This window comes from Terrimonas alba (genome assembly GCF_042434975.1).
GTDB lineage: Bacteria > Bacteroidota > Bacteroidia > Chitinophagales > Chitinophagaceae > Terrimonas_B > Terrimonas_B alba.
In genome coordinates, this window is the sequence record NZ_JBHMQM010000002.1 from 271,289 (window position 1) to 289,937 (window position 18,649).

At 40.9% G+C, this 18,649-nt stretch carries 16 protein-coding genes; 7 read left to right on the forward strand and 9 right to left on the reverse strand.

What is annotated here, in order from left to right:
• Positions 1-91: 91 nt before the first annotated feature.
• Positions 92-352, reverse strand: coding sequence for a 30S ribosomal protein S20 (rpsT, locus tag ACFEL9_RS05820; protein ID WP_276501228.1), 261 nt, complete (start codon positions 350-352; stop codon positions 92-94).
• Between the two features lie 219 nt (positions 353-571).
• Between rpsT and ACFEL9_RS05825 the strand changes: the two genes are divergently transcribed.
• The 4 genes from ACFEL9_RS05825 (at position 572) to ACFEL9_RS05840 (ending at position 6,531) form a co-directional block, all read left to right on the forward strand.
• Complete coding sequence (locus ACFEL9_RS05825) at positions 572-3,337, forward strand: 2-oxoglutarate dehydrogenase E1 component (protein WP_385887010.1); 2,766 nt, start codon at positions 572-574, stop codon at positions 3,335-3,337.
• Between the two features lie 74 nt (positions 3,338-3,411).
• Positions 3,412-4,668, forward strand: a complete 1,257-nt coding sequence (gene odhB, locus ACFEL9_RS05830) for a 2-oxoglutarate dehydrogenase complex dihydrolipoyllysine-residue succinyltransferase (protein ID WP_385887013.1) — start codon at positions 3,412-3,414, stop codon at positions 4,666-4,668.
• Between the two features lie 299 nt (positions 4,669-4,967).
• Positions 4,968-5,384 carry a nuclear transport factor 2 family protein gene (locus ACFEL9_RS05835; protein ID WP_385887016.1) on the forward strand — a complete coding sequence of 139 codons (417 nt, stop codon included), beginning with the start codon at positions 4,968-4,970 and terminating at the stop codon, positions 5,382-5,384.
• Positions 5,385-5,622: 238 nt separating this feature from the next.
• A complete protein-coding gene (locus tag ACFEL9_RS05840) occupies positions 5,623-6,531 on the forward strand; it encodes a hypothetical protein (protein WP_385887018.1) in 909 nt (302 codons plus the stop codon).
• Positions 6,532-6,666: 135 nt separating this feature from the next.
• On the opposite strand, the gene ACFEL9_RS05845 is transcribed toward ACFEL9_RS05840, so the two are convergent.
• On the reverse strand, positions 6,667-8,088 hold the full coding sequence (locus tag ACFEL9_RS05845; protein ID WP_385887021.1) for an RDD family protein: 1,422 nt from the start codon (positions 8,086-8,088) through the stop codon (positions 6,667-6,669).
• A 66-nt stretch (positions 8,089-8,154) separates the two neighbouring features.
• Positions 8,155-8,625 carry a toll/interleukin-1 receptor domain-containing protein gene (locus ACFEL9_RS05850; protein ID WP_276501235.1) on the reverse strand — a complete coding sequence of 157 codons (471 nt, stop codon included), beginning with the start codon at positions 8,623-8,625 and terminating at the stop codon, positions 8,155-8,157.
• A 124-nt stretch (positions 8,626-8,749) separates the two neighbouring features.
• Between ACFEL9_RS05850 and ACFEL9_RS05855 the strand changes: the two genes are divergently transcribed.
• Positions 8,750-9,952, forward strand: a complete 1,203-nt coding sequence (locus ACFEL9_RS05855) for an RsmB/NOP family class I SAM-dependent RNA methyltransferase (protein WP_385887024.1) — start codon at positions 8,750-8,752, stop codon at positions 9,950-9,952.
• On the opposite strand, the gene ACFEL9_RS05860 is transcribed toward ACFEL9_RS05855, so the two are convergent.
• The 4 genes from ACFEL9_RS05860 to ACFEL9_RS05875 all read right to left on the reverse strand — a co-directional run bounded on the left by ACFEL9_RS05860 (position 9,947) and on the right by ACFEL9_RS05875 (position 14,638).
• Positions 9,947-11,917 carry a S8 family serine peptidase gene (locus ACFEL9_RS05860; protein ID WP_385887027.1) on the reverse strand — a complete coding sequence of 657 codons (1,971 nt, stop codon included), beginning with the start codon at positions 11,915-11,917 and terminating at the stop codon, positions 9,947-9,949. The genes ACFEL9_RS05855 and ACFEL9_RS05860 overlap by 6 nt on opposite strands.
• A 40-nt stretch (positions 11,918-11,957) precedes the next feature.
• Positions 11,958-12,707, reverse strand: a complete 750-nt coding sequence (locus ACFEL9_RS05865; RefSeq protein WP_385887030.1) for a hypothetical protein — start codon at positions 12,705-12,707, stop codon at positions 11,958-11,960.
• 143 nt (positions 12,708-12,850) lie between these two features.
• Positions 12,851-13,975, reverse strand: coding sequence for a tRNA 2-thiouridine(34) synthase MnmA (mnmA, locus tag ACFEL9_RS05870; protein WP_385887033.1), 1,125 nt, complete (start codon positions 13,973-13,975; stop codon positions 12,851-12,853).
• A gap of 114 nt (positions 13,976-14,089) precedes the next feature.
• On the reverse strand, positions 14,090-14,638 hold the full coding sequence (locus tag ACFEL9_RS05875) for a hypothetical protein (RefSeq protein ID WP_385887036.1): 549 nt from the start codon (positions 14,636-14,638) through the stop codon (positions 14,090-14,092).
• Between the two features lie 14 nt (positions 14,639-14,652).
• Between ACFEL9_RS05875 and ACFEL9_RS05880 the strand changes: the two genes are divergently transcribed.
• Positions 14,653-14,799, forward strand: coding sequence for a hypothetical protein (locus ACFEL9_RS05880; RefSeq protein ID WP_385887038.1), 147 nt, complete (start codon positions 14,653-14,655; stop codon positions 14,797-14,799).
• A 372-nt stretch (positions 14,800-15,171) separates the two neighbouring features.
• Here the strand turns inward: ACFEL9_RS05880 and ACFEL9_RS05885 are convergent, their stop codons facing one another.
• Complete coding sequence (locus ACFEL9_RS05885; protein ID WP_385887041.1) at positions 15,172-15,675, reverse strand: hypothetical protein; 504 nt, start codon at positions 15,673-15,675, stop codon at positions 15,172-15,174.
• Positions 15,676-15,904: 229 nt separating this feature from the next.
• A complete protein-coding gene (locus tag ACFEL9_RS05890) occupies positions 15,905-17,281 on the reverse strand; it encodes a vanadium-dependent haloperoxidase (RefSeq protein ID WP_385887044.1) in 1,377 nt (458 codons plus the stop codon).
• Positions 17,282-17,549: 268 nt separating this feature from the next.
• On the opposite strand from ACFEL9_RS05890, the gene ACFEL9_RS05895 reads away from it, so the two are divergent.
• Positions 17,550-18,635 (forward strand): hypothetical protein, encoded by a 1,086-nt coding sequence (locus tag ACFEL9_RS05895; RefSeq protein WP_385887047.1) that lies wholly within the window; start codon positions 17,550-17,552, stop codon positions 18,633-18,635.
• Positions 18,636-18,649 lie beyond the last annotated feature (14 nt).

An 18,649-nucleotide genomic window follows, 5' to 3' on the forward strand; every position in this document is an offset into this window, starting at 1 on the left:
ATTCTATACCGCCGCTTCTTCTGCTGCTACAAAAACAAAAAGGCATCCGCAACAGCGAATGCCTTTCAATCTATTTTGGGATAAGTTATTATTACTTAGCCAATTTTTCTGCAGCTACTTTTTTAGCCAATTTGCTTTTAAGGTTAGCCGCTTTTTTCTTATGGATTACACCACGTTTTGCCAATTTATCAATCATACTGGCAACAGAAGGAAATTGTTCTCCTGCTTCTTTCCCACTGGCAGCTTTCAGATCGCGGATAGCATTACGGGTTGTTTTTCCGTAATATTTATTTCTTTCGCGGCGTTTAGCAGCCTGACGTACATCTTTCTTTGTTGCTTTGTGATTAGCCATTCCTATCAATTTTAAGGAGGGCAAAGGTAAGGCTGAGACTTTTATTAGCCAAATATTATAAGGTTTATTCTTAAAAAGCAGGATGGCGATATACGGACCCTAATTATGGCAAACAGTTGTTTGTATCATGACGCTGAAAGTGGGGGCATTGCAAACGGATTATCAGTTTTTTAAACGATATTTGTCAGCCCTTAAAATTCACTATCAAATCTGCCTTAGATGAAGGATTTTTCTTATATAACTAATTCATCCCCTGCATTTATCGAAAATATGTATTTGGAGTTTGTAAAGGACCCCAATAGTGTCGATCCTGAAATGAAGAAATTTTTTGAGGGATTTGACTTTGCAGTGGATAGTGGTGCGTTGAAAACCAACGGTAATGGCACTGCCGCTAAATCTACGGTGGCGCCAGCAGAAGGATTGACCAGCAGCAATGGTTGGAGAAAAGAGCTAGGAGCCTACCGAATGATCCTGGGTTACCGGAATAAAGGTCACCTGATAGCCAAGACAAATCCCATCCGGGCCCGCAAAGACCGTGATGCCAATCTAACCCTTGCCTTTTTTGGCTTGGAAGAAGCTGATTTGGACAAGACTTTCCAGGTAGGAGAAAGAGTCGGATTAGGCGCCACTACGCTAAAGAATATCTGGGATCATTTAGAAAAAGTATATGCCGGGCATGTCGGTATCGAATTTAAATATATCAGCAACCAGAAAAAAGTGAATTGGCTGGCTGAGGAAATGGAGCGAAAGTTTTCTGAACCTGTTCCGCTGGAAAAGAAAAAACGTATCCTGGAAAAGCTGAATCAGGGTGTGATGTTTGAAAAGTTTTTGCATACCAAATATGTGGGGCAAAAAAGATTTTCATTGGAAGGGGGAGAGACTACAATTGCTGCTTTGGATGCCATAATCAATACGGCAGGGGATCATGATGTGCAGGAAGTAGTGATTGGAATGGCACACCGCGGAAGATTGAATATACTGGCAAACATCATGGGGAAAACCTATGAGCAAATCTTTAGCGAGTTTGAAGGCACGGCTAAGGTTGATCAAACCATGGGAAGCGGTGATGTAAAGTATCACATGGGTTTTGGTAGTGAAGTAAAAACAGTAAATGACAAAACGATCCACCTGAAACTGATGCCGAATCCGTCACACCTGGAAGCTGTTGACCCGGTAGTGATTGGTTTTGCAAGGGCTAAGGCTGATGTATTATATGAAAGTAATTATGATAAAATACTTCCTATCCTCATCCACGGTGATGCATCCGTAGCCGGCCAGGGAATTGTATATGAAGTGACACAAATGAGCAACCTTGGAGGTTATTATGTGGGAGGTACGATTCATTTTGTAATTAATAACCAGATCGGGTTTACCACAGATTTTGATGAAGCAAGAAGCTCTGATTATTGTACTTCATTGGCGGCAGCTATACAGGCTCCCGTATTTCATGTGAACGGTGATGATCCCGAAGCTGTATTAAAATGTGCTGAAATTGCGACACGTTATCGCCAGGAGTTCAATAGTGATGTCTTCATTGATATGGTGTGTTATCGTCGCCATGGTCACAACGAGGGTGATGATCCTAAATTTACACAACCACATTTATACGCCCTGATTGATAAGCATGCTAATCCAAGAGAAGTGTATGTAAAATACTTATTGGATCATGGTGAGGCAGATGCCCGAGAATTGGCGAAACAAATGGAGAAAAAATTCTGGGATGATTTGCAGGAACGTTTGGATGAGGTGAAGCAAAAGCCGTTGCCTTATCATTATCAACAGCCGGAGATATGGTGGAGAAATTTGCGAAAAGCAACGGAACAGGATTTTGATAAATCGCCCGTGACCGCTATCAGTTCAGCGGTTTTTGATAAAGTATTTGATGCCATGATGAAATGGCCTGATACATTTAAGCCATTACGAAAAGTAGAAAAAATTATACAGGATAAAGTAAAGCTATTTGAAACAGAAGGGAAACTGGATTGGGCTACCGGTGAATTGTTGGCATATGGAAGTTTATTGGTAGATGAAAAAGATGTGAGAATGAGTGGCCAGGATATACGCCGGGGTACTTTTTCACATCGTCATGCGGTGCTTCGTGATGAAAATACAGATGAGGCTTATAACAGGTTGGACAGGATAGAGGGGGCGAAAGGAAAGTACCGGATATTCAATTCACTGTTGAGTGAATATGGTGTACTGGGTTTTGAATATGGCTATAGCCTTGCTAATCCAAATGCATTGGTTATTTGGGAGGCCCAGTTTGGTGATTTTGTAAATGGCGCTCAAACTATGATTGACCAATTTATCTCTGCAGGTGAGCAAAAATGGAACCGGATGAATGGCCTCACAATGTTGTTGCCGCACGGTTATGAAGGACAGGGGCCGGAGCATAGCAGTGCCAGGTTGGAAAGATTTTTACAAGCTTGTGCAGAATTGAATATGGTGATCACCAATATCACGACTGCGGCTAACTTTTTCCATGCCTTAAGAAGACAACAGGCCTGGCCTTTCCGTAAGCCATTGATTAATTTCTCACCTAAGGCTAATCTTCGCCATCCCGGTAGTTACTCTGCTAAAGAAGAATTTTTAAGCGGTAGTTTTAAAGAAGTGCTTGATGATCCTTTTGCTGATAGTAATGCAGTAAAGAAAGTATTATTCTGTTCTGGTAAAATTTATTTTGACCTGGCAGAACGGCAACAAAAAGAAAATAAAAAAGACGTTGCCATCATCAGGGTGGAACAATTGTATCCGTTGCCGGTAAAACAATTAGAAGAGTTATATAAAAAATACAACCGGGCTACCTGGTTCTGGGTACAGGAAGAACCACTGAATATGGGAGCGGCTTCATTCCTGCAAATGAACCTGAAGACGATCAACTATGGTGTGATCAGCCGTCAGCCAAGTGCATCAACGGCGACAGGATACGCCAAGGTGCACAAGCAGGAGCAGGAAGAAATAATTGAAACGGCATTTTCTATATAATATGAATATCGAAAGATGTTTGATCATCACTAGAACCCAACCAAACCCCGAACGACAAAATAGAAACAAATAATATGATCGATATAAAAGTACCAACAGTAGGAGAGTCTATCAGTGAGGTCACCTTATTAAAATGGACCAAAAAAGACGGGGATTATGTTGACAGGGATGAAGTGATTGCAGAGCTCGAAAGTGAGAAAGCTACATTTGAAGTAAATGCAGAAAAAGCCGGTGTGTTGAAAACTGCGGCACAGGAAGGTGATACGTTAAAAATTGGCGATCTGCTGGCGAGTATTGATGAGACCGCTACTAAGCCTGCCAGCAACGGTTCGCCTGTTGCCCCGGCTGCTGAAAAGAAAGAAGTAAAACAGGAGACTAAGCAGGAAGTGAAAGAAACGGCTAAACAGGCCAGCACGGCTCTTGTTACTGCAGTTCCGAACGATATAAAAGCTACGCCAGTTGCTTCCGCTATTATTGCCGATAAAAAAGTAGATCCAAAAACTGTTACTCCTTCTGGCTTCCAGGGAAAAATCCTGAAGGAAGATGTATTAGCTGCCTTGAGTAGCCCCGGTAAGAAAGCATTTGCAGGTACTGAATTATATAGCCGGAATGTACGTACAGAAAAAATGAGCAATCTCCGTAAGACCATTTCAAGGAGATTGGTAGAAGCAAAAAATACAACGGCCATGCTTACCACCTTCAATGAGGTGGACATGAGCCGTATCATGGAGATTCGTACTAAACACAAAGACAAGTTTAAAGAGATACATGGCGTTGGTCTTGGCTTTATGAGCTTCTTTGCAAAGGCCTGTGCGGTGGCTTTGGCTGAATGGCCTTCCGTGAATGCTTATATTGATGGCGACCAGTTAATTTATCATGACTATGCTGATATCAGTATTGCTGTGAGTACACCGAGAGGGTTGACGGTGCCGGTAATGCGAAATGTTGAAAGCATGAGCATGGCTGACGTAGAAAAGAAAGTAATTGAGCTCGCCGGTAAAGCAAGAGATAGCAAATTGACAGCGGAAGAATTGACCGGAGGAACTTTCACTATTACGAATGGCGGTGTGTTCGGATCATTAATGAGTACGCCTATCATTAATATTCCGCAAAGTGCTATCCTGGGTATGCACAAAATCCAGGAAAGACCGATGGCTATTAACGGCCAGGTTGTTATCAAACCAATGATGTATCTCGCATTAAGTTATGATCACCGTATTATCGATGGTCGTGAATCAGTAAGTTTCCTGGTAAGGGTAAAAGAATTGCTCGAAAATCCCGAACAGTTACTAATCGGGAAAGATCCGGTGAAGACTTTGCTGGAAGTATAACAGTCGTCGCCCCAAATAAATACAGAAGCGATTGCGGTAACACCACAATCGCTTTTTTAGTGTAATTGGCAAACTGTTTGCGCTGAATATGTGCGTAGAAAGATTTCTGCATCTAAGAAAAAAATCGGAAATTTTCAGCTGATTACGACTACATACAGGCAGTATTTGAAATCGCACAATCTATTCCTCAGCTTATCGGGATTTATCTTTTAGTTCTGCCGTTTCCTTAAAAGACAATTGGTTGGTTAACCTACTTTGTGAGAATGAGTAATTGTTTATTCACTAAAAAATTATTTATTATGGAACTATTAGTGCATAACGACCTTAAGGTTAGAGAAATGTATGAAGCCTTTAACCGCGGCGATATTGAAGCCATTATTGCGGAAATGCACCCCAAAGTGGATTTTAAAGTGATGGGGGCTCCAGACATCCCGTATGCAGGTGATTACAAAGGAACCAATGAAGTGCGGCGTTTTTTTTCTGAAATGGCCAAACATATTGAATTTTCTGAAATGGAGCCCGATCATTTCTTTGAAAAATCATCCGATGGAAATGACATTGTAGTGGTTACCGGCAATGCTAAAGGAAGGGTATTGAAAACAGGAAAGACAACAGAATCCCTTTGGTGCATGATATATGAATTTGATGACGATAACAGGATTATTCGATTCAGGGATATATATGATACCCTGAATGAAGCTAAAGCCTTTAAATAACCTTCTACACAACGGTCGTGTTAAATAATTTGGAAACGGTGCGCCGCAGGCGCACCGTTTCCAAATTATCTCAAATATATTTTAGCCGTCACAAAAAGCCTTGGTAAAAGATAGAAGTCGGTAAGCTTCCTGGTAAGAGTGAAAGAATCGCCGGAGAGTCCCGAACAACTTTTGATTAGGAAAGATCCGGTTAAAATTTTGTTGGAATTATAGTTATATTGGTTCCTCAAAACACTTTATGAAAATACTTTTAACTGCTTTTTTAGCTGCTATTCTATTGGCTTCCTGTCAGAAGGAAGTTAGCTTTCAATCAGGAAGCAGCGGTAACAACGGTGGAAATGGAAACGGCAACACTTCGGGACTTCTTGTAAAAGCCGTCGCCGTAACGGGTGCCGAAACACAAACCACCATCTACACTTACGACTCCCAAAAGAGACTGGAGACAATGAGCATTAAGGGAACAACCGGAGGAATACCTGTCGACAGCTATCATAAATATATCCGGGATGGGGCTGGCCGAATCGTGAAGGTGCTGCAAAAAGTCGCTGATATGCCAGGTGCCACTACCGACACATCCGTCACCATTTATCATTATCCTAACGAGACAACCATGAACTATGATTATAGGATATTCGTTATAACAATGAATATGGGCGGCGGATTTTCCATGAGCACAATCGACAGTGCCGTTTATACTTATAACGCCGATAAGATGATGTCCTTTCATTCATACATGTCTTCTTCAATGCTTCCCGGTGAAATTATGTCGGAAAACAAAACTGATTTTTCTTACGACGGATCAGGTAATGTAACGGGAATGAAAACATATAGCGATATTGCTGATCCGGGTGGTACAATGGATCTGATTGCTGATTACACTTATACTTATGCCAACACATCCGTCAACAACACCTATATGACGGCTAACAGCGCTCAGAATTTTGCATTGAACAGTTTACCAACTATCACCACTAATATCATTACCAAAATGGAAATGGTTTCAAACGCAACCACGCCACCGATGAATGTAGTGATCACAAGCAGTTATGTTAATGGTGCAGGTAATAAGCCGGTGTCGGCAACTGCTGTGTCTGCTACAACAGGTCAACCGACACAAACCACCAACTATACTTTCTTTTATCAATAAAAGTAAATTTTCCTGTATCAAAGATCGTCTCATTATGGACGGTCTTTTTTATTCTAATAAATACGGAGCCGTTCTAAAGCTGAGCCGCTGTTGGATTACTGGCTGAAGCCGGTTGTTTTTATTTTGATGGCTAGTTTACGAAAGTCTTTCCCCGATAGCAGTATTAGATAGTTGATCGTGAAAGAATTTTTTTGAATAAGAATAGGCGATGACCTGGGCGATGATATAAAGAATCAGTAAAATGCCATTGCCAAAACTTGTAAAGGCACTGATGAGCCATTTGATGATATTTCGGACAAAGGCTTTTCCAAAACTTAAGGGATTGCCCGCATTATCAGTGATCTGGAGTTTCATAATTTTCTTGCCGGGTGTTCCTCTCCATTGTGAAGACTCCATAAATGCGCAAATAACTATCTGGGCAACAGCAATCAGGATGTAATAGAAAACAATTTCCATCAGTTTATCCTGTTGGGCACCATAGCCCGTATCATAGTAGTAATCCGCCGACTGCGCCATTGCACTGTTAAAAACCAATAGGTAAAAAAGAATATACAATGGTATTCCAATTATCAATACGTCGAGTAGTGAGGCAGCTACCCGTTTCCAAAATACCTTCCATAAATAATTTTTTCTCCAATCGATTTCAAGACTTGACTTGATCGAAGCAGTTTGCGCCTGTGGTTTGACTTCTCCAGGTGATTGACCGAGGTTAAGTTCGTTGATTGCTTTGTAAATATCATCAACAACCGATGTCAGCGCATCATCTTCACTGTTCCAAAATTGTTTGTCATTTAGCGGATGCTGATTTTTGGGTAACAGGGGCAGGTTGGCGAATGGTGTTGCCTTCCACATGCAATTCCTGGCGAGTATGGGCAGCAGCGTTGTCTTTCGGCTGTTGTGATTGGCAATTACTTTTTTTAGCCGTTCGTAACATTCATCATTGTTCAATAGATCGACGCTTACAAATACCAATACGATGTCAGAGCTAAATAGTTGTTCCTTGTATTCATGAATATTTTCTCCGGCGCCTATTTTAAAGTCGCCTTTTATTGCTATTGGGATAGCGGTATTGAAACGAATGGTCGAAAGATGCTTATCAATAGCCCGGCAGATATTCTCGTCTTCAGGCGCAGATAAAAAATATACGTCAATATGGCTTTTACGTTGAGATGTTGACCTTTCCTCTTTTATGGGTTGTGGCTCTGGTTGAGGGGTCAAAGGTTCCTTTGCAGGTTCTGCAGGGTGGGGTTTCGGCTGTTGCTGGCTTGCTGAAGCGGCTGCTGTTGGCGGAGAGATTTTTTTGGTAAGTTGAAAGATATTTTCGCCGACTGTAATAAAATCCGATTCGCTGATAAATTCTTTGTCAATTTTTTTATTATTGACAAAGGTGCCGGTTGCAGATCCAAGATCGGCGACTAAGAAATTGTTATCTCCCACTTTCGATACCTGGCAGTGTCGCGGGGATACACCCGGATCAGTGAATACTACATCGTTTTCAGCATCGCTGCCTACAAATACAGTATACTTTTGATTGAGCAGTTCAAGAATGGTAGACATGATAAACCCTTTTTAAGTTTTAAAAAATAGGGCCATTGATATACTACAATCAGGAGCTTGTTTCAATTATTTCTTAAGTATCAATGAATCGATCAACACCCGGATACCCGAAGCGATATCAGTAAATGCATCGTCCTTATCAGTAAAATCGGTGACGGGCCGGGCTCCCCTTGGAAGTGCCTGGAGTTTTGCATAAGGCATGTCTTTCCATTCGCATTTTCTCAGAATCACAGGCACTACTCTTGCAGTACCCTGTTCATGCCTTTGCATCGCATGCGCCAATTCTTCTTTCCAGATATATTCTGAGTTATTAAAGTCAGCGCTGATGAGTAATAAAATTATATCAGCGCTTTGCATTTCTTTTTTTATTCCACTGTCCCATTCTTCTCCGGCTATAAGTTTGCGGTCATTCCAAACCTCAATTTTCCCTGATCGTTTTAACATTACCAGGTGCTTGTCCAGATCATTCTTCATTTTTTCATCTTCGTGAGAATAGGAAATGAACAACCGGAGTTTGGCAGTGCTATCTACAGTCATACTTTAAATTACAAAATAAAGCATATATGAAATTCAATTTCCATGTGATTTTTTGTGGTTGCCTGGGATGGCTCGTGTCGAAAGTTTATGTTTTAAAAACTATTAAGCCGAAATTTGATCCTTTATGAACCGGTATTTCTCTTATCTGAATAGCGTTGTAAAAATTATAAGCCATTACCAGGGTGATGAACCGTTTTCTTCTTTTCTCAAAAAATATTTTTCATTGAATAAGAAGTATGGATCAAAGGACCGCAAGCAAATCGGCCATCTTTGCTATTGCTATTTTCGATTGGGAAAAGCAGGAACAGGGCTTTCAATGGAGGAAAGAATATTGACGGCCTTTTTTCTTTGTTCGGATGTCCCCAATGAACTTTTGCAACAACTAAAACCCGGCTGGAATGAACAAGTTAGTTTAGATATAAAAGAGAAGATTGCATGGCTAAACGCCTATGAACCTGACGAACAGTTTTCAATAACTGACGTTTTCCCGTGGAGTGAAGAGTTAAGTACGGGCATTGTCTATGAAGAATTTTGTGAGTCATTTTTCAAACAACCAGATCTGTTCTTACGACTGAGGCCCGGCCGGGAAAAAAGGGTAATGGAAAAACTGGAGAGAGCAGGGATTAGTTTTAAGCAAGTAAATGACATCTCCCTCGTTTTATCCAACTCATCAAAGCTTGATGATGTAATAGAATTAAACAAAGAGGCCGTGGTGCAGGATTATAATTCGCAAAGGGTAGGAGACTTGTTGACTCAGTTCAAAAATCTAAACAGGACAGGACCGGCAAGTGTATGGGATTGCTGTGCGGCCAGTGGTGGTAAATCCATCATGGCAAAAGATATATTGGGCAATGTTGATCTTACTGTTTCTGATATCAGGGAGTCGATCATTCATAATCTGAAAAAGAGATTTATTGAAGCAGGCATTCATCAGTACAAAAGTTTCAAGGCAGATCTTGCCAATAAGGACGCTAAAGCCCTCCCTTTAGGAAGCGGGGAGGGTTTTGATTTAATCATCTGCGATGCTCCTTGCAGTGGCAGCGGTACCTGGAGCAGGACACCAGAGCAGCTATATTATTTCGAAAAAGAAAAGATCAGCTACTATTCAGGATTGCAGAAAAGGATTGTATCAAATGCAATAAGGCAATTAATGCCCGGCGGCTATTTTCTTTATATCACCTGTTCCGTATTTAAACAAGAAAACGAAGAGGTGGTTGAGTTCATAAAAAACAATTTTTCGCTTGAGTTAGTCGAATCAAAAGTCTTAGGGGGATACAACATTAAAGCGGATTCGATGTTTGCGGCCCTATTAAAGAAGTCGTTATAATTTTAACAGGCTCACGATACCTATTTCTTCATTGTTCCTGCTGACTTTTACAAGGTATTTTCCTGCCGGTAGTCTTTGTACCGGCAAATCAATAGATTTTCTCCCACTTCCTTTGGATGTGAAAAGTTGCGTAACAAGGCTTCCTTTCATGTCATGGATTGAAATCCGTATGTTTTGAATAGCGTCGTTTGTTTCAATCACCAGGGTAGTATTTCCTATGGCCGGATTAGGGGCTATGATTAACGGACCGGAGTTGTTTGTTTCGCAGGACGAATTAACTACCAGTGATGTAGTGTCAATAATAACATCTGCAAAGCCTGCTGCACTTGTATCGATCACCTGGCGGATCCGAAAATAGATAGTGCCAGCAAAAATATTTACCGGTGTGCTATACTGATACTGATTTGACAACAGGCTATTACTGCCTCCGGCATTTATTTCAGCGAGTTTCGAAAAATCGGTATTAGCGGGCAGTTTTCTTTCGATAATATACTTCATGCCTGCTACATCTTTACTGTTCCAACTGATGATGGCAGAGCAGTTGCTATTAATCGTGACTGAAGAGGTAGCATATTCAGAGAGCAATGAAGAAAAAGCTTTTTTCATGTCCGGAATACCGTATCCAATTCTGTTATCAGGGTTGGTGTAAATACTGCCAGCTTCTTTTAAAGCACGAATGATCCGCATATTATTAAATTCAGGGAACGCTTGCCACATGCATGTCGCCAAGCCTGCCATATTTGGGCATGCAAAGGAAGTTCCACTACCGGTGCCGATAGTATTATTTGCCAATTGTATCATCGCACCCAAACCCACTGATGCCAGATCTGGCTTTATTCTTCCATCGGCGGAAGGACCATAGCTTGAACTTGCTGCAACAACACCCGAGGCATTAACCGATCCAACGGCCACAATGCTGTCACCATCTGCTGGAGTCGTGATCATTCGCCAGTAATCATTACCTGAGTTACCGGCAGCAGTAAACACCATCAATCCCTTTTTTGCAGCCCAATCCGCAGCCCTTGCTGATAGAGTTTTATCACCATTCAAATCAGTATAGGGATAATCTGGAAACGGATCATTAAAACCATAACCATAACCTAAAGAGGAAGAAATAATGTCAGCGCCGATGCTATCGGCTCTCTCCGCGCCGCATGCCCAATTGAATTCTTCAAGTGGGTACTCTGAACTTACATCTTCTGTTCTGAATAAATGAAAATTAGCCTTAGGGGCTTTGCCAATAAACTGTCCCGGAATGTTGGCAGCAATAGTGGAAAAACATTGCATGCCATGCGCATTGTCTTCAACAACATTGGCATTGCCTGTCACAAAGTCCCAGGTGCTCAATATTTGGGCATTGGCATTGACACTGTCAAAGGCCTTTAGCGAGGTATATTGGAAAAACCCTCCGTCCAGTATAGCTATTTGCAAGCCTTCGCCATGCAAACCGATATTGTGGAGGAATTCACCTTTATGTAAATGTATTTCGTTATAAGAATTAGCGCCATAATCATAGTAATCCGATGCGGTTTGTCTTGAGCGGGGAGCCGTGGGAGCTAATAACGAAATAGTTTCCCTGAATTTATTTTCTATGTTATTAATTGGCCGGGCGGCGACGGAAGATACGTTTTCGACAAAGCTTAACGAGTTAATTGCCGCAGTGGCATTTGCATCTGTCGTTCTGATTACGACAGCGTTTAACCATTTTGAAATATTGATTATTTCAACTCTGGCGATATTCTTTATTTGTGTAATATAGGAAGAAGGGACTGGCAGGTCTGAACTATCAATGGGAATATTATAACGGGCTCTTCGATCAATAGCTCTTTGCGATAAATAAGCGGAAGGATTGCTTAATGAAAAGTTTGTAGTTGCTTTATCCTTTAACCGTACAAGATAGCGGGTAGGTTGTGCTTCCGACTTAGCCAGGAAAAGAATTAATAAAAAAAAGAGAAATCCCTTCATGTAAATGGCTTTGTCTTTTCAAATGTAAGCCATCAAAAAATTAATTGTGATCGATCATCCACATGGTTATACCAAAGCCGCGATAATAAGGATCAGGACCGGATGTATTCGGTTCATATTCGGCAATCATGTACTCACGGTAGACGAGTCCAATGTTTTTTGCATATTTTTCAACAGCTCTTATTCTACCGCCAGGACGTGCAGGAGCTGTAACAGGAAAATTTTCCCCTGAATTTTCTTCTTCTACCGTCCACACATCAGTGTACTCTTGACCATCATAGGTGAAAGAAGATTCGAAGGAGTCATAATTATAGTCCCAGTTTTTCATGTATCCAAACAAGGTAAAACTGAACGACTCGTAAGGGTCTAAATGCAGATAACTATTTCCTTTCCAGTTGTATCCCTCTCTTAACGGAGCATGCAATTTGATAAAACGAAGATTATCTTCTATTACTTCGATGCGATCTTGCAATGGTGTTACAAAATAAGACCCGTTATTGGTCCATTCGCCGGTGCCATCTGCATTTCTTAAAAAGCGATATACACGGTAGGTCGGTCTGCCCAAATTATCTGCAATCAGCGTATCAACCTGGTGCCTTACCTGGTAACTATGGATTTCAATATTGCGCTGGAAGTCGGTAAATACCAAAGAATCGATCCGGTAGGTGATATATTTCCCCGGTGCCAACGGAAGGTAGTCTGACAATGGCTCAAGAGGAAGCTCTTCTTTTTCGGAACAGGAGAAAAGGCAGACTAAAACAAAAACTACAAGGCCTAATCGATGTCTCATAAGTGGGTTGCTGTTAAATAGGGAACACGGCAATGAGCTAATGCAATAATTTTCAAAAACTTAAATGGAAATATTTGTTCTTAGAAACTAAAAGCAGCGCTTTTTGCACTGCTTTTAAACGTATTTGAAATTGTATTATTGCCTTATAAATCAGGAAAATGAGTGAGATTTCCCCGCTGAATGATGCCACCGCCGATCACATCATCACCCTCATAAAAAACAGCACTTTGGCCCGGGGCAATACCTTTTACATTTTCATAAAATCGTACCGAAACAGCATTACCCGTTTCAAGAGGATATATATTAGACAAGGCGCCTTTGTCCTTATATCTTATTTTGGTGACGGCTTCCATACCCGGTGTTATTGTGTCATATTTAATCAGGTTTAATTTGGCAACTGTCATCTCATTTTGTTCCAGGTCACTTTCATCGCCTAAAACTACAGTGTTGGTGTCAGGATCTATGCGGGTAACAAACACTGGTTTTCCAAAAGCAATATCAAGACCTTTTCGCTGGCCAATCGTATAAAAGGGATAGCCTTTATGCTGGCCTAAAATCTTTCCATTCTTGTCTACAAAATTCCCCCCGGTTACCCGTTCTTCAAGGCCATCAACACGGCGTTTTAAAAAGCCACGATAATCATTGTCGGGAACAAAACAAATTTCATAGCTCTCACTTTTTTTGGCCAGCTCAGGGTAGCCATAATCAAGGGCCATTTGCCTGATCTCTGTTTTCTTATAGGGTGCTAAGGGTAATAAGGTTCTGCTGAGCAGGTCTTGTTGCAATCCCCATAACACATAACTCTGATCCTTGGTATCGTCGATCGCCTTACTGACAACATATCTTCCGTTTTCATGTTGGCGAATCTTCGCATAATGACCAGTTGCGATATAATCACAACCCAGAGCATCCGCTCTTTTCAACAGAGCCCGCCATTTTATATGTGTGTTGCAAAGTACGCAGGGATTGGGGGTGCGGCCGGCGAGATATTCGTCTACAAAATTTTCAATCACAAAGCCGCCAAATTCTTCACGGATGTCGAGTATATAATGGGCGAAACCATGCTCCACGGCGGCCTGTCTTGCATCATTAAAGCTGTCCACATTGCAGCAGCCTGTTTCTTTCTTGCTACCACCGCTGGCGGCATAGTCCCAGGTTTTCATGGTAATACCTACCACTTCATAGCCTTCATCATTGAGCATCAGGGCGGTAACGGTACTGTCAATACCCCCGCTCATTGCCACCAGCACTTTTCCTTTACGGCTCATACTTTCAAAATTAGCTGGCAAATATACGATGAATAAGCATTTTGCTGAAATGCGTTAAAGTGCTATAGCAGGTGGTGTACGGAAATGAAGTCTTGTGTTTTGATGTTGAATTAATCAGGCCTTAAAGAACTCCTCCCTTACTTCCATTTCACCGTCGATTATCCTGATTGTTTTATAAGAGAGTTTATCTTCTATTTTCACATCATAAACCGTCTTGCCATTTTCATTCAGCTCTGTTACCGAAAAAATGTTGTAGTCGTAATAACGGCTTCGGACCAGGTGGCGAATAGATTGAGGTAGCTTGTCTTCCCTATAATATCGAATCATGCATCTATAATCCCCGTTTTTATGAAAGTAGACACTTATCCTGATATCATTCATAGTGAAATAAGCGGCAGCTCCGCTCTGCGACTGGCGCCAGGTAACATCAGATATATCTCTAAATCTTCTAACGAAATTTCGCACCGCTTTAACACAGATATCATTGCGAAAAATGAAACCCGCACTGCCGGATGAATTGAATTGCTTAGATGGAGGGATAAGTTTTTCAAGCGAAGTTTGCGCATTAAGTTTTACGAAACCGGTAGTGCTTTGTGTATGGCTGGTACTGTTTATACAGGAGAGCATGATACCTGCAAGACAGGGGAGGAGATAATTTTTCATAACTGTAACTTTTGATGGAAAAAATGCTGTTGATTGTCAGAACTAATATGACCTTAACCCGTAAGGTCAATGGCATCTTCATCAGTGCGGTGTGCCGGCATTTAATCAAAGTGACGGAGCAGGGTGATGTGTTTTATTCCAGGAAAGTGGGGAAAGGATAAAGGGTTATTGTCGGACAGTTGGTTTGATCATCATGTAATTTTCAAATTTGCGGATATTTAGTTAGCTGAAAAATTGCTCCTTTCGTAATGTAGTACCCAAGTAGGAAATCCGTTATGTAAAGCTACAAGATTAGCGACGATAAACAGAACTAATTTACCTGCGGTATATTTTCTCATATTACCGGTTAACTTCCTTTCATAACGGGGTGTAACAATAATCGCCGGGAACATTTTCAAGCGGGAAGATGCAGTTTGAAACTAATACCGACGAGATTAATGTCCAAATGGTATAACAATCAGGCGACATGTCAAATAAAGGCCTCCCTGGAAAGGGAGGCCGGAGAACGAATACTTATGTTCTGCTCGAGACTCTTATTTCGTTTTTGTCATGCGTTGCGTTTCTTCTAATTCCATATCTTCTACTCTTGCCATGATTATGTCTTTTGCGTCTTCCATACGGATCACCCAAATATTCCTGTCGTCCTGGTTCACTTTAAGCACCCTTGTGATTTTTTGATCATAGTATTTGGTCTTTACAAGATGCCTTACATCCTTAGGCAGAAAACCTTCGGTTCCATAAGTAATGTGATAAACAAGCTGGCCGTTTTTTGTAAAGAGTGCCCGGTTTTCCTGGTCGTTCATGATAAATTTTACGAGGAATTTCTTGTCAATTTCATACCATCTGAGGTTGGTAGCCCCGGCAAAAAACTGGCTAAATGCCTTGTTGATTTTAGCACTGACAACTGCGCTTGAAGAACTGGCAGTGATGGTAATGGCTGGTAATTCTTTAATAGTTCCTTCCTGGGAAAATGAACTACATATTGAAACTATGGTGAACAGACCACTGCCGATTAGGTTAAAGAATTGGTGTTTCATTGTTGAAGGTTTAACGTTTTAAAAATTGGTTTGTTTAATCATGAACCAAAAATAGGTTGCCGGCAAACTGAAGGATAGGGAGAGAGAGTAGTTAACGGTTGCCGGTGGTAATTGGTCGAAATAAGGGAGTAAAAAGGAAACCTGTTTTGGCTTTTTTTAACAGGATTTACCCTGAAGAATAAGTGTGTTTTTTTTAAATAGTGAGAAGGCTGACATTTTATAATTTCAGTTACTCTTTCAAAAATTTAACCTTACTTAAGATATTATTCGAAACCTTCTTGCCCAACCAAAAACCTTTATCAACAGATGCCTGGTAATGTATTCCGCCAAACACTCTTGAATTACCCATTTCCTGGCTCAGTTCATCAAAAGAATTATAATGTCGTGCAGGGAGGGATGGGCTCAGATAACTATAATGATCAAGTGTCAGATCAAAATTTTCTCCTAGTGCATCGGTAAGCATTACTGAGACAACACCGCCATTGACTGCATGTGCCGCTGGAAATTCAGGATGACCAGGTGTGGCGAAAAGTGCATTCCATGTTGTATGTCCAAGTACATTTCTTATGTAGGTTATCGGTCTTACAAGATTGACCTGGTATTTTTTTACAAATCCTATCATAATGGCATCATAAGTACCAAGACCAACTTTTGCATAAGCCAATGCTGCTACATCAAGTTTGCAATTGGATTGTTGGAGAGCTTGCGCAAGCATAGCAACAAGTGAACCTCCTCCCGGATAACCTGGCGCATCTCTATGATAAAGTGCCATAGCTGTTTGCTCAGGAGTAAGTACAAGCGATCTGTCATAAACGTCTTTTACCATTGCATAAAAATCAGATGAAGGATCGGTGGAATAGGATGGTGGTGCAGCAAGGTCAGTTCCATCTGTGCTTCCGTTTACTAATAATCTTCTTTGACTTGCAAAGGGATTTACCGGCCCGGCAAAATTTGGTGGCGTTTTTTCCCAAAGACCTGGTCCTACTGGTAATACATAGGTGGCAGGTGATGGTAATGTGGATGTGCCATCAGTTTGCGACCAGTTAAAAACTATTTCAGCAACGGCACGACCAAAATCAATTGAACGTTGTAGTGTAGCTGCATCAGTTTCCGAAGCAAAAGAATTTTGCAATTCATTTTCCAGGTTGTCCATTGCAGTTTTATTTTCTGCAGAAGCAAGTGGAAACAAATGACGATTCATATATGCTAATGCAGCATTGGCACTAGCCGCCCAATGATAGGTAAAACCAAGATCTGTTGCAGGAATGGATGGCAATGCATTCAATTGACCTGATAATGTTTGGTAAGCAGGCATGCCTGGTTGCACTGCTTCATACAATGCGATGCCACAATATGCAATGGCACGGTTTGCTTCAGGTGCCGCTACACCTGCGGGCATCGGTACACGGAGCATGGTTAATTCCAAATTAAGCCAACGGGTCACAACGTCAGACGAGTATTCTTTGGTTTGTTTTAAATGACCCCGCTTTTGATCCCGGTTGGAGGCGGTTTGAATTTCTTCTTTTGTGGCTTGTTTCTCCACATTCTTTTGGCAGGAGAAAAGAAGAAATAATAAAGCTGTTGTGACTAAAGATAACTTTTTCATAAATCAATTTTTTGGGTGAATATTTTATTTACACCAAAATACTTTTCAAATGCACCGGCAATTTTTTAATTCGATTGTTTGGTTGATCCCGCAAATAATAACCGGCATTTGGAAGGCTTCTAAACATGAACGTGGACGAATGCCATTCGTCTACAAAAAATGCCAACTGTCTTTTTTATATAAGTATTGTTTGAAATATGAGCTAACTTCAGAATAGAATCAGGTTATGGGCTTTGAGGTAATACACCTTAACATTAAAAACTGTTTTATGAAAAAGTCTGTCATCATTCTGTTGAGCTTCTGGCTGTTTGATCAATCTGCAAATTCCCAGGGCTGCGTTGTAGTTCGAAACATTTCAGGTTTTGGGCAATACAACCTTACGGACAATGCCTTTACAACATCTGACTGGCAGTTGAATATTAATAACAGGTACTTTAAGGCATTTAAAGATTATAAAGGAACAGTTGATCAAAAAACACCAGGGCAAAATGAATCTGTTGTCAAATCATTTTCTACTGATGTGTCAATAGCAAGGCTATTGAGAAACGGATGGTCGTTGTATCTGAGCATTCCGTTTGCAGCAAATAGCAGGGAAACTTCCTTAGAGCATGGGGGCGCCAATACAAAAAGACATACTACCCATTCATTTGGCATCGGCGATATAAGATTCACAGCGTATAAGTGGTTATTAAAACCAACTGTAAAACAAAAAGGAAACATTCAGCTGGGGCTGGGGATCAAATTTCCAACAGGCGCATATAATTACCAGGACTTTTTTTATAGAAATGATTCAGTAAAAGTATTGGCTGCAGTAAATCCTTCAATACAATTGGGCGATGGCGGTACGGGCATTATTACAGAACTAAATACATTTTATTTTTTGAATGCGACAAGAACACTTAGCCTTTATGGTAACTTTTATTATATGGCGAACCCAAGAGTGCAAAATGGAACTGCTATAACATTTGGAAGGGTGCCGTCGAGAATTGATAGCCTTGCCAACAATATCTTTCTCAGTGTAGCAGACCAGTATTCAATAAGAGTCGGTGTAAACTATAGCTTAAAAAGCTGGGCATTTTCTTTGGGCATACGGGACGAAGGTACTCCTGTTGAAGATATATTAGGCGGTAGTGAAGGTGTAAGACGTGCAGGTCATAATTTCTCTGTGGAACCAGGCGTGATCTATAAAAGGGAAAAGACATCGTTATATGCTTATGTTCCCGTTATTGTTGGCAGAGAAACAAAGCAAACATTATCTGACCAGTTTAAAACAAAATATAACGGTAGTTATACTTTAACTCCAGGCGGATTTGGAGATTATCTTGTTTTTGTTGGAGCCTTATTCAAGTTATAGTCAAAATAAATTAA

What these genes read in the sequence shown, in the direction of transcription:
- rpsT (WP_276501228.1), bottom strand. Translation starts at nt 352, where the DNA reads ATGGCTAATCACAAAGCAACAAAGAAAGATGTACGTCAGGCTGCTAAA.
- ACFEL9_RS05825 (WP_385887010.1), top strand. Translation starts at nt 572, where the DNA reads ATGAAGGATTTTTCTTATATAACTAATTCATCCCCTGCATTTATCGAA.
- odhB (WP_385887013.1), top strand. Translation starts at nt 3,412, where the DNA reads ATGATCGATATAAAAGTACCAACAGTAGGAGAGTCTATCAGTGAGGTC.
- ACFEL9_RS05835 (WP_385887016.1), top strand. Translation starts at nt 4,968, where the DNA reads ATGGAACTATTAGTGCATAACGACCTTAAGGTTAGAGAAATGTATGAA.
- ACFEL9_RS05840 (WP_385887018.1), top strand. Translation starts at nt 5,623, where the DNA reads ATGAAAATACTTTTAACTGCTTTTTTAGCTGCTATTCTATTGGCTTCC.
- ACFEL9_RS05845 (WP_385887021.1), bottom strand. Translation starts at nt 8,088, where the DNA reads ATGTCTACCATTCTTGAACTGCTCAATCAAAAGTATACTGTATTTGTA.
- ACFEL9_RS05850 (WP_276501235.1), bottom strand. Translation starts at nt 8,625, where the DNA reads ATGACTGTAGATAGCACTGCCAAACTCCGGTTGTTCATTTCCTATTCT.
- ACFEL9_RS05855 (WP_385887024.1), top strand. Translation starts at nt 8,750, where the DNA reads ATGAACCGGTATTTCTCTTATCTGAATAGCGTTGTAAAAATTATAAGC.
- ACFEL9_RS05860 (WP_385887027.1), bottom strand. Translation starts at nt 11,917, where the DNA reads ATGAAGGGATTTCTCTTTTTTTTATTAATTCTTTTCCTGGCTAAGTCG.
- ACFEL9_RS05865 (WP_385887030.1), bottom strand. Translation starts at nt 12,707, where the DNA reads ATGAGACATCGATTAGGCCTTGTAGTTTTTGTTTTAGTCTGCCTTTTC.
- mnmA (WP_385887033.1), bottom strand. Translation starts at nt 13,975, where the DNA reads ATGAGCCGTAAAGGAAAAGTGCTGGTGGCAATGAGCGGGGGTATTGAC.
- ACFEL9_RS05875 (WP_385887036.1), bottom strand. Translation starts at nt 14,638, where the DNA reads ATGAAAAATTATCTCCTCCCCTGTCTTGCAGGTATCATGCTCTCCTGT.
- ACFEL9_RS05880 (WP_385887038.1), top strand. Translation starts at nt 14,653, where the DNA reads ATGGAAAAAATGCTGTTGATTGTCAGAACTAATATGACCTTAACCCGT.
- ACFEL9_RS05885 (WP_385887041.1), bottom strand. Translation starts at nt 15,675, where the DNA reads ATGAAACACCAATTCTTTAACCTAATCGGCAGTGGTCTGTTCACCATA.
- ACFEL9_RS05890 (WP_385887044.1), bottom strand. Translation starts at nt 17,281, where the DNA reads ATGAAAAAGTTATCTTTAGTCACAACAGCTTTATTATTTCTTCTTTTC.
- ACFEL9_RS05895 (WP_385887047.1), top strand. Translation starts at nt 17,550, where the DNA reads ATGAAAAAGTCTGTCATCATTCTGTTGAGCTTCTGGCTGTTTGATCAA.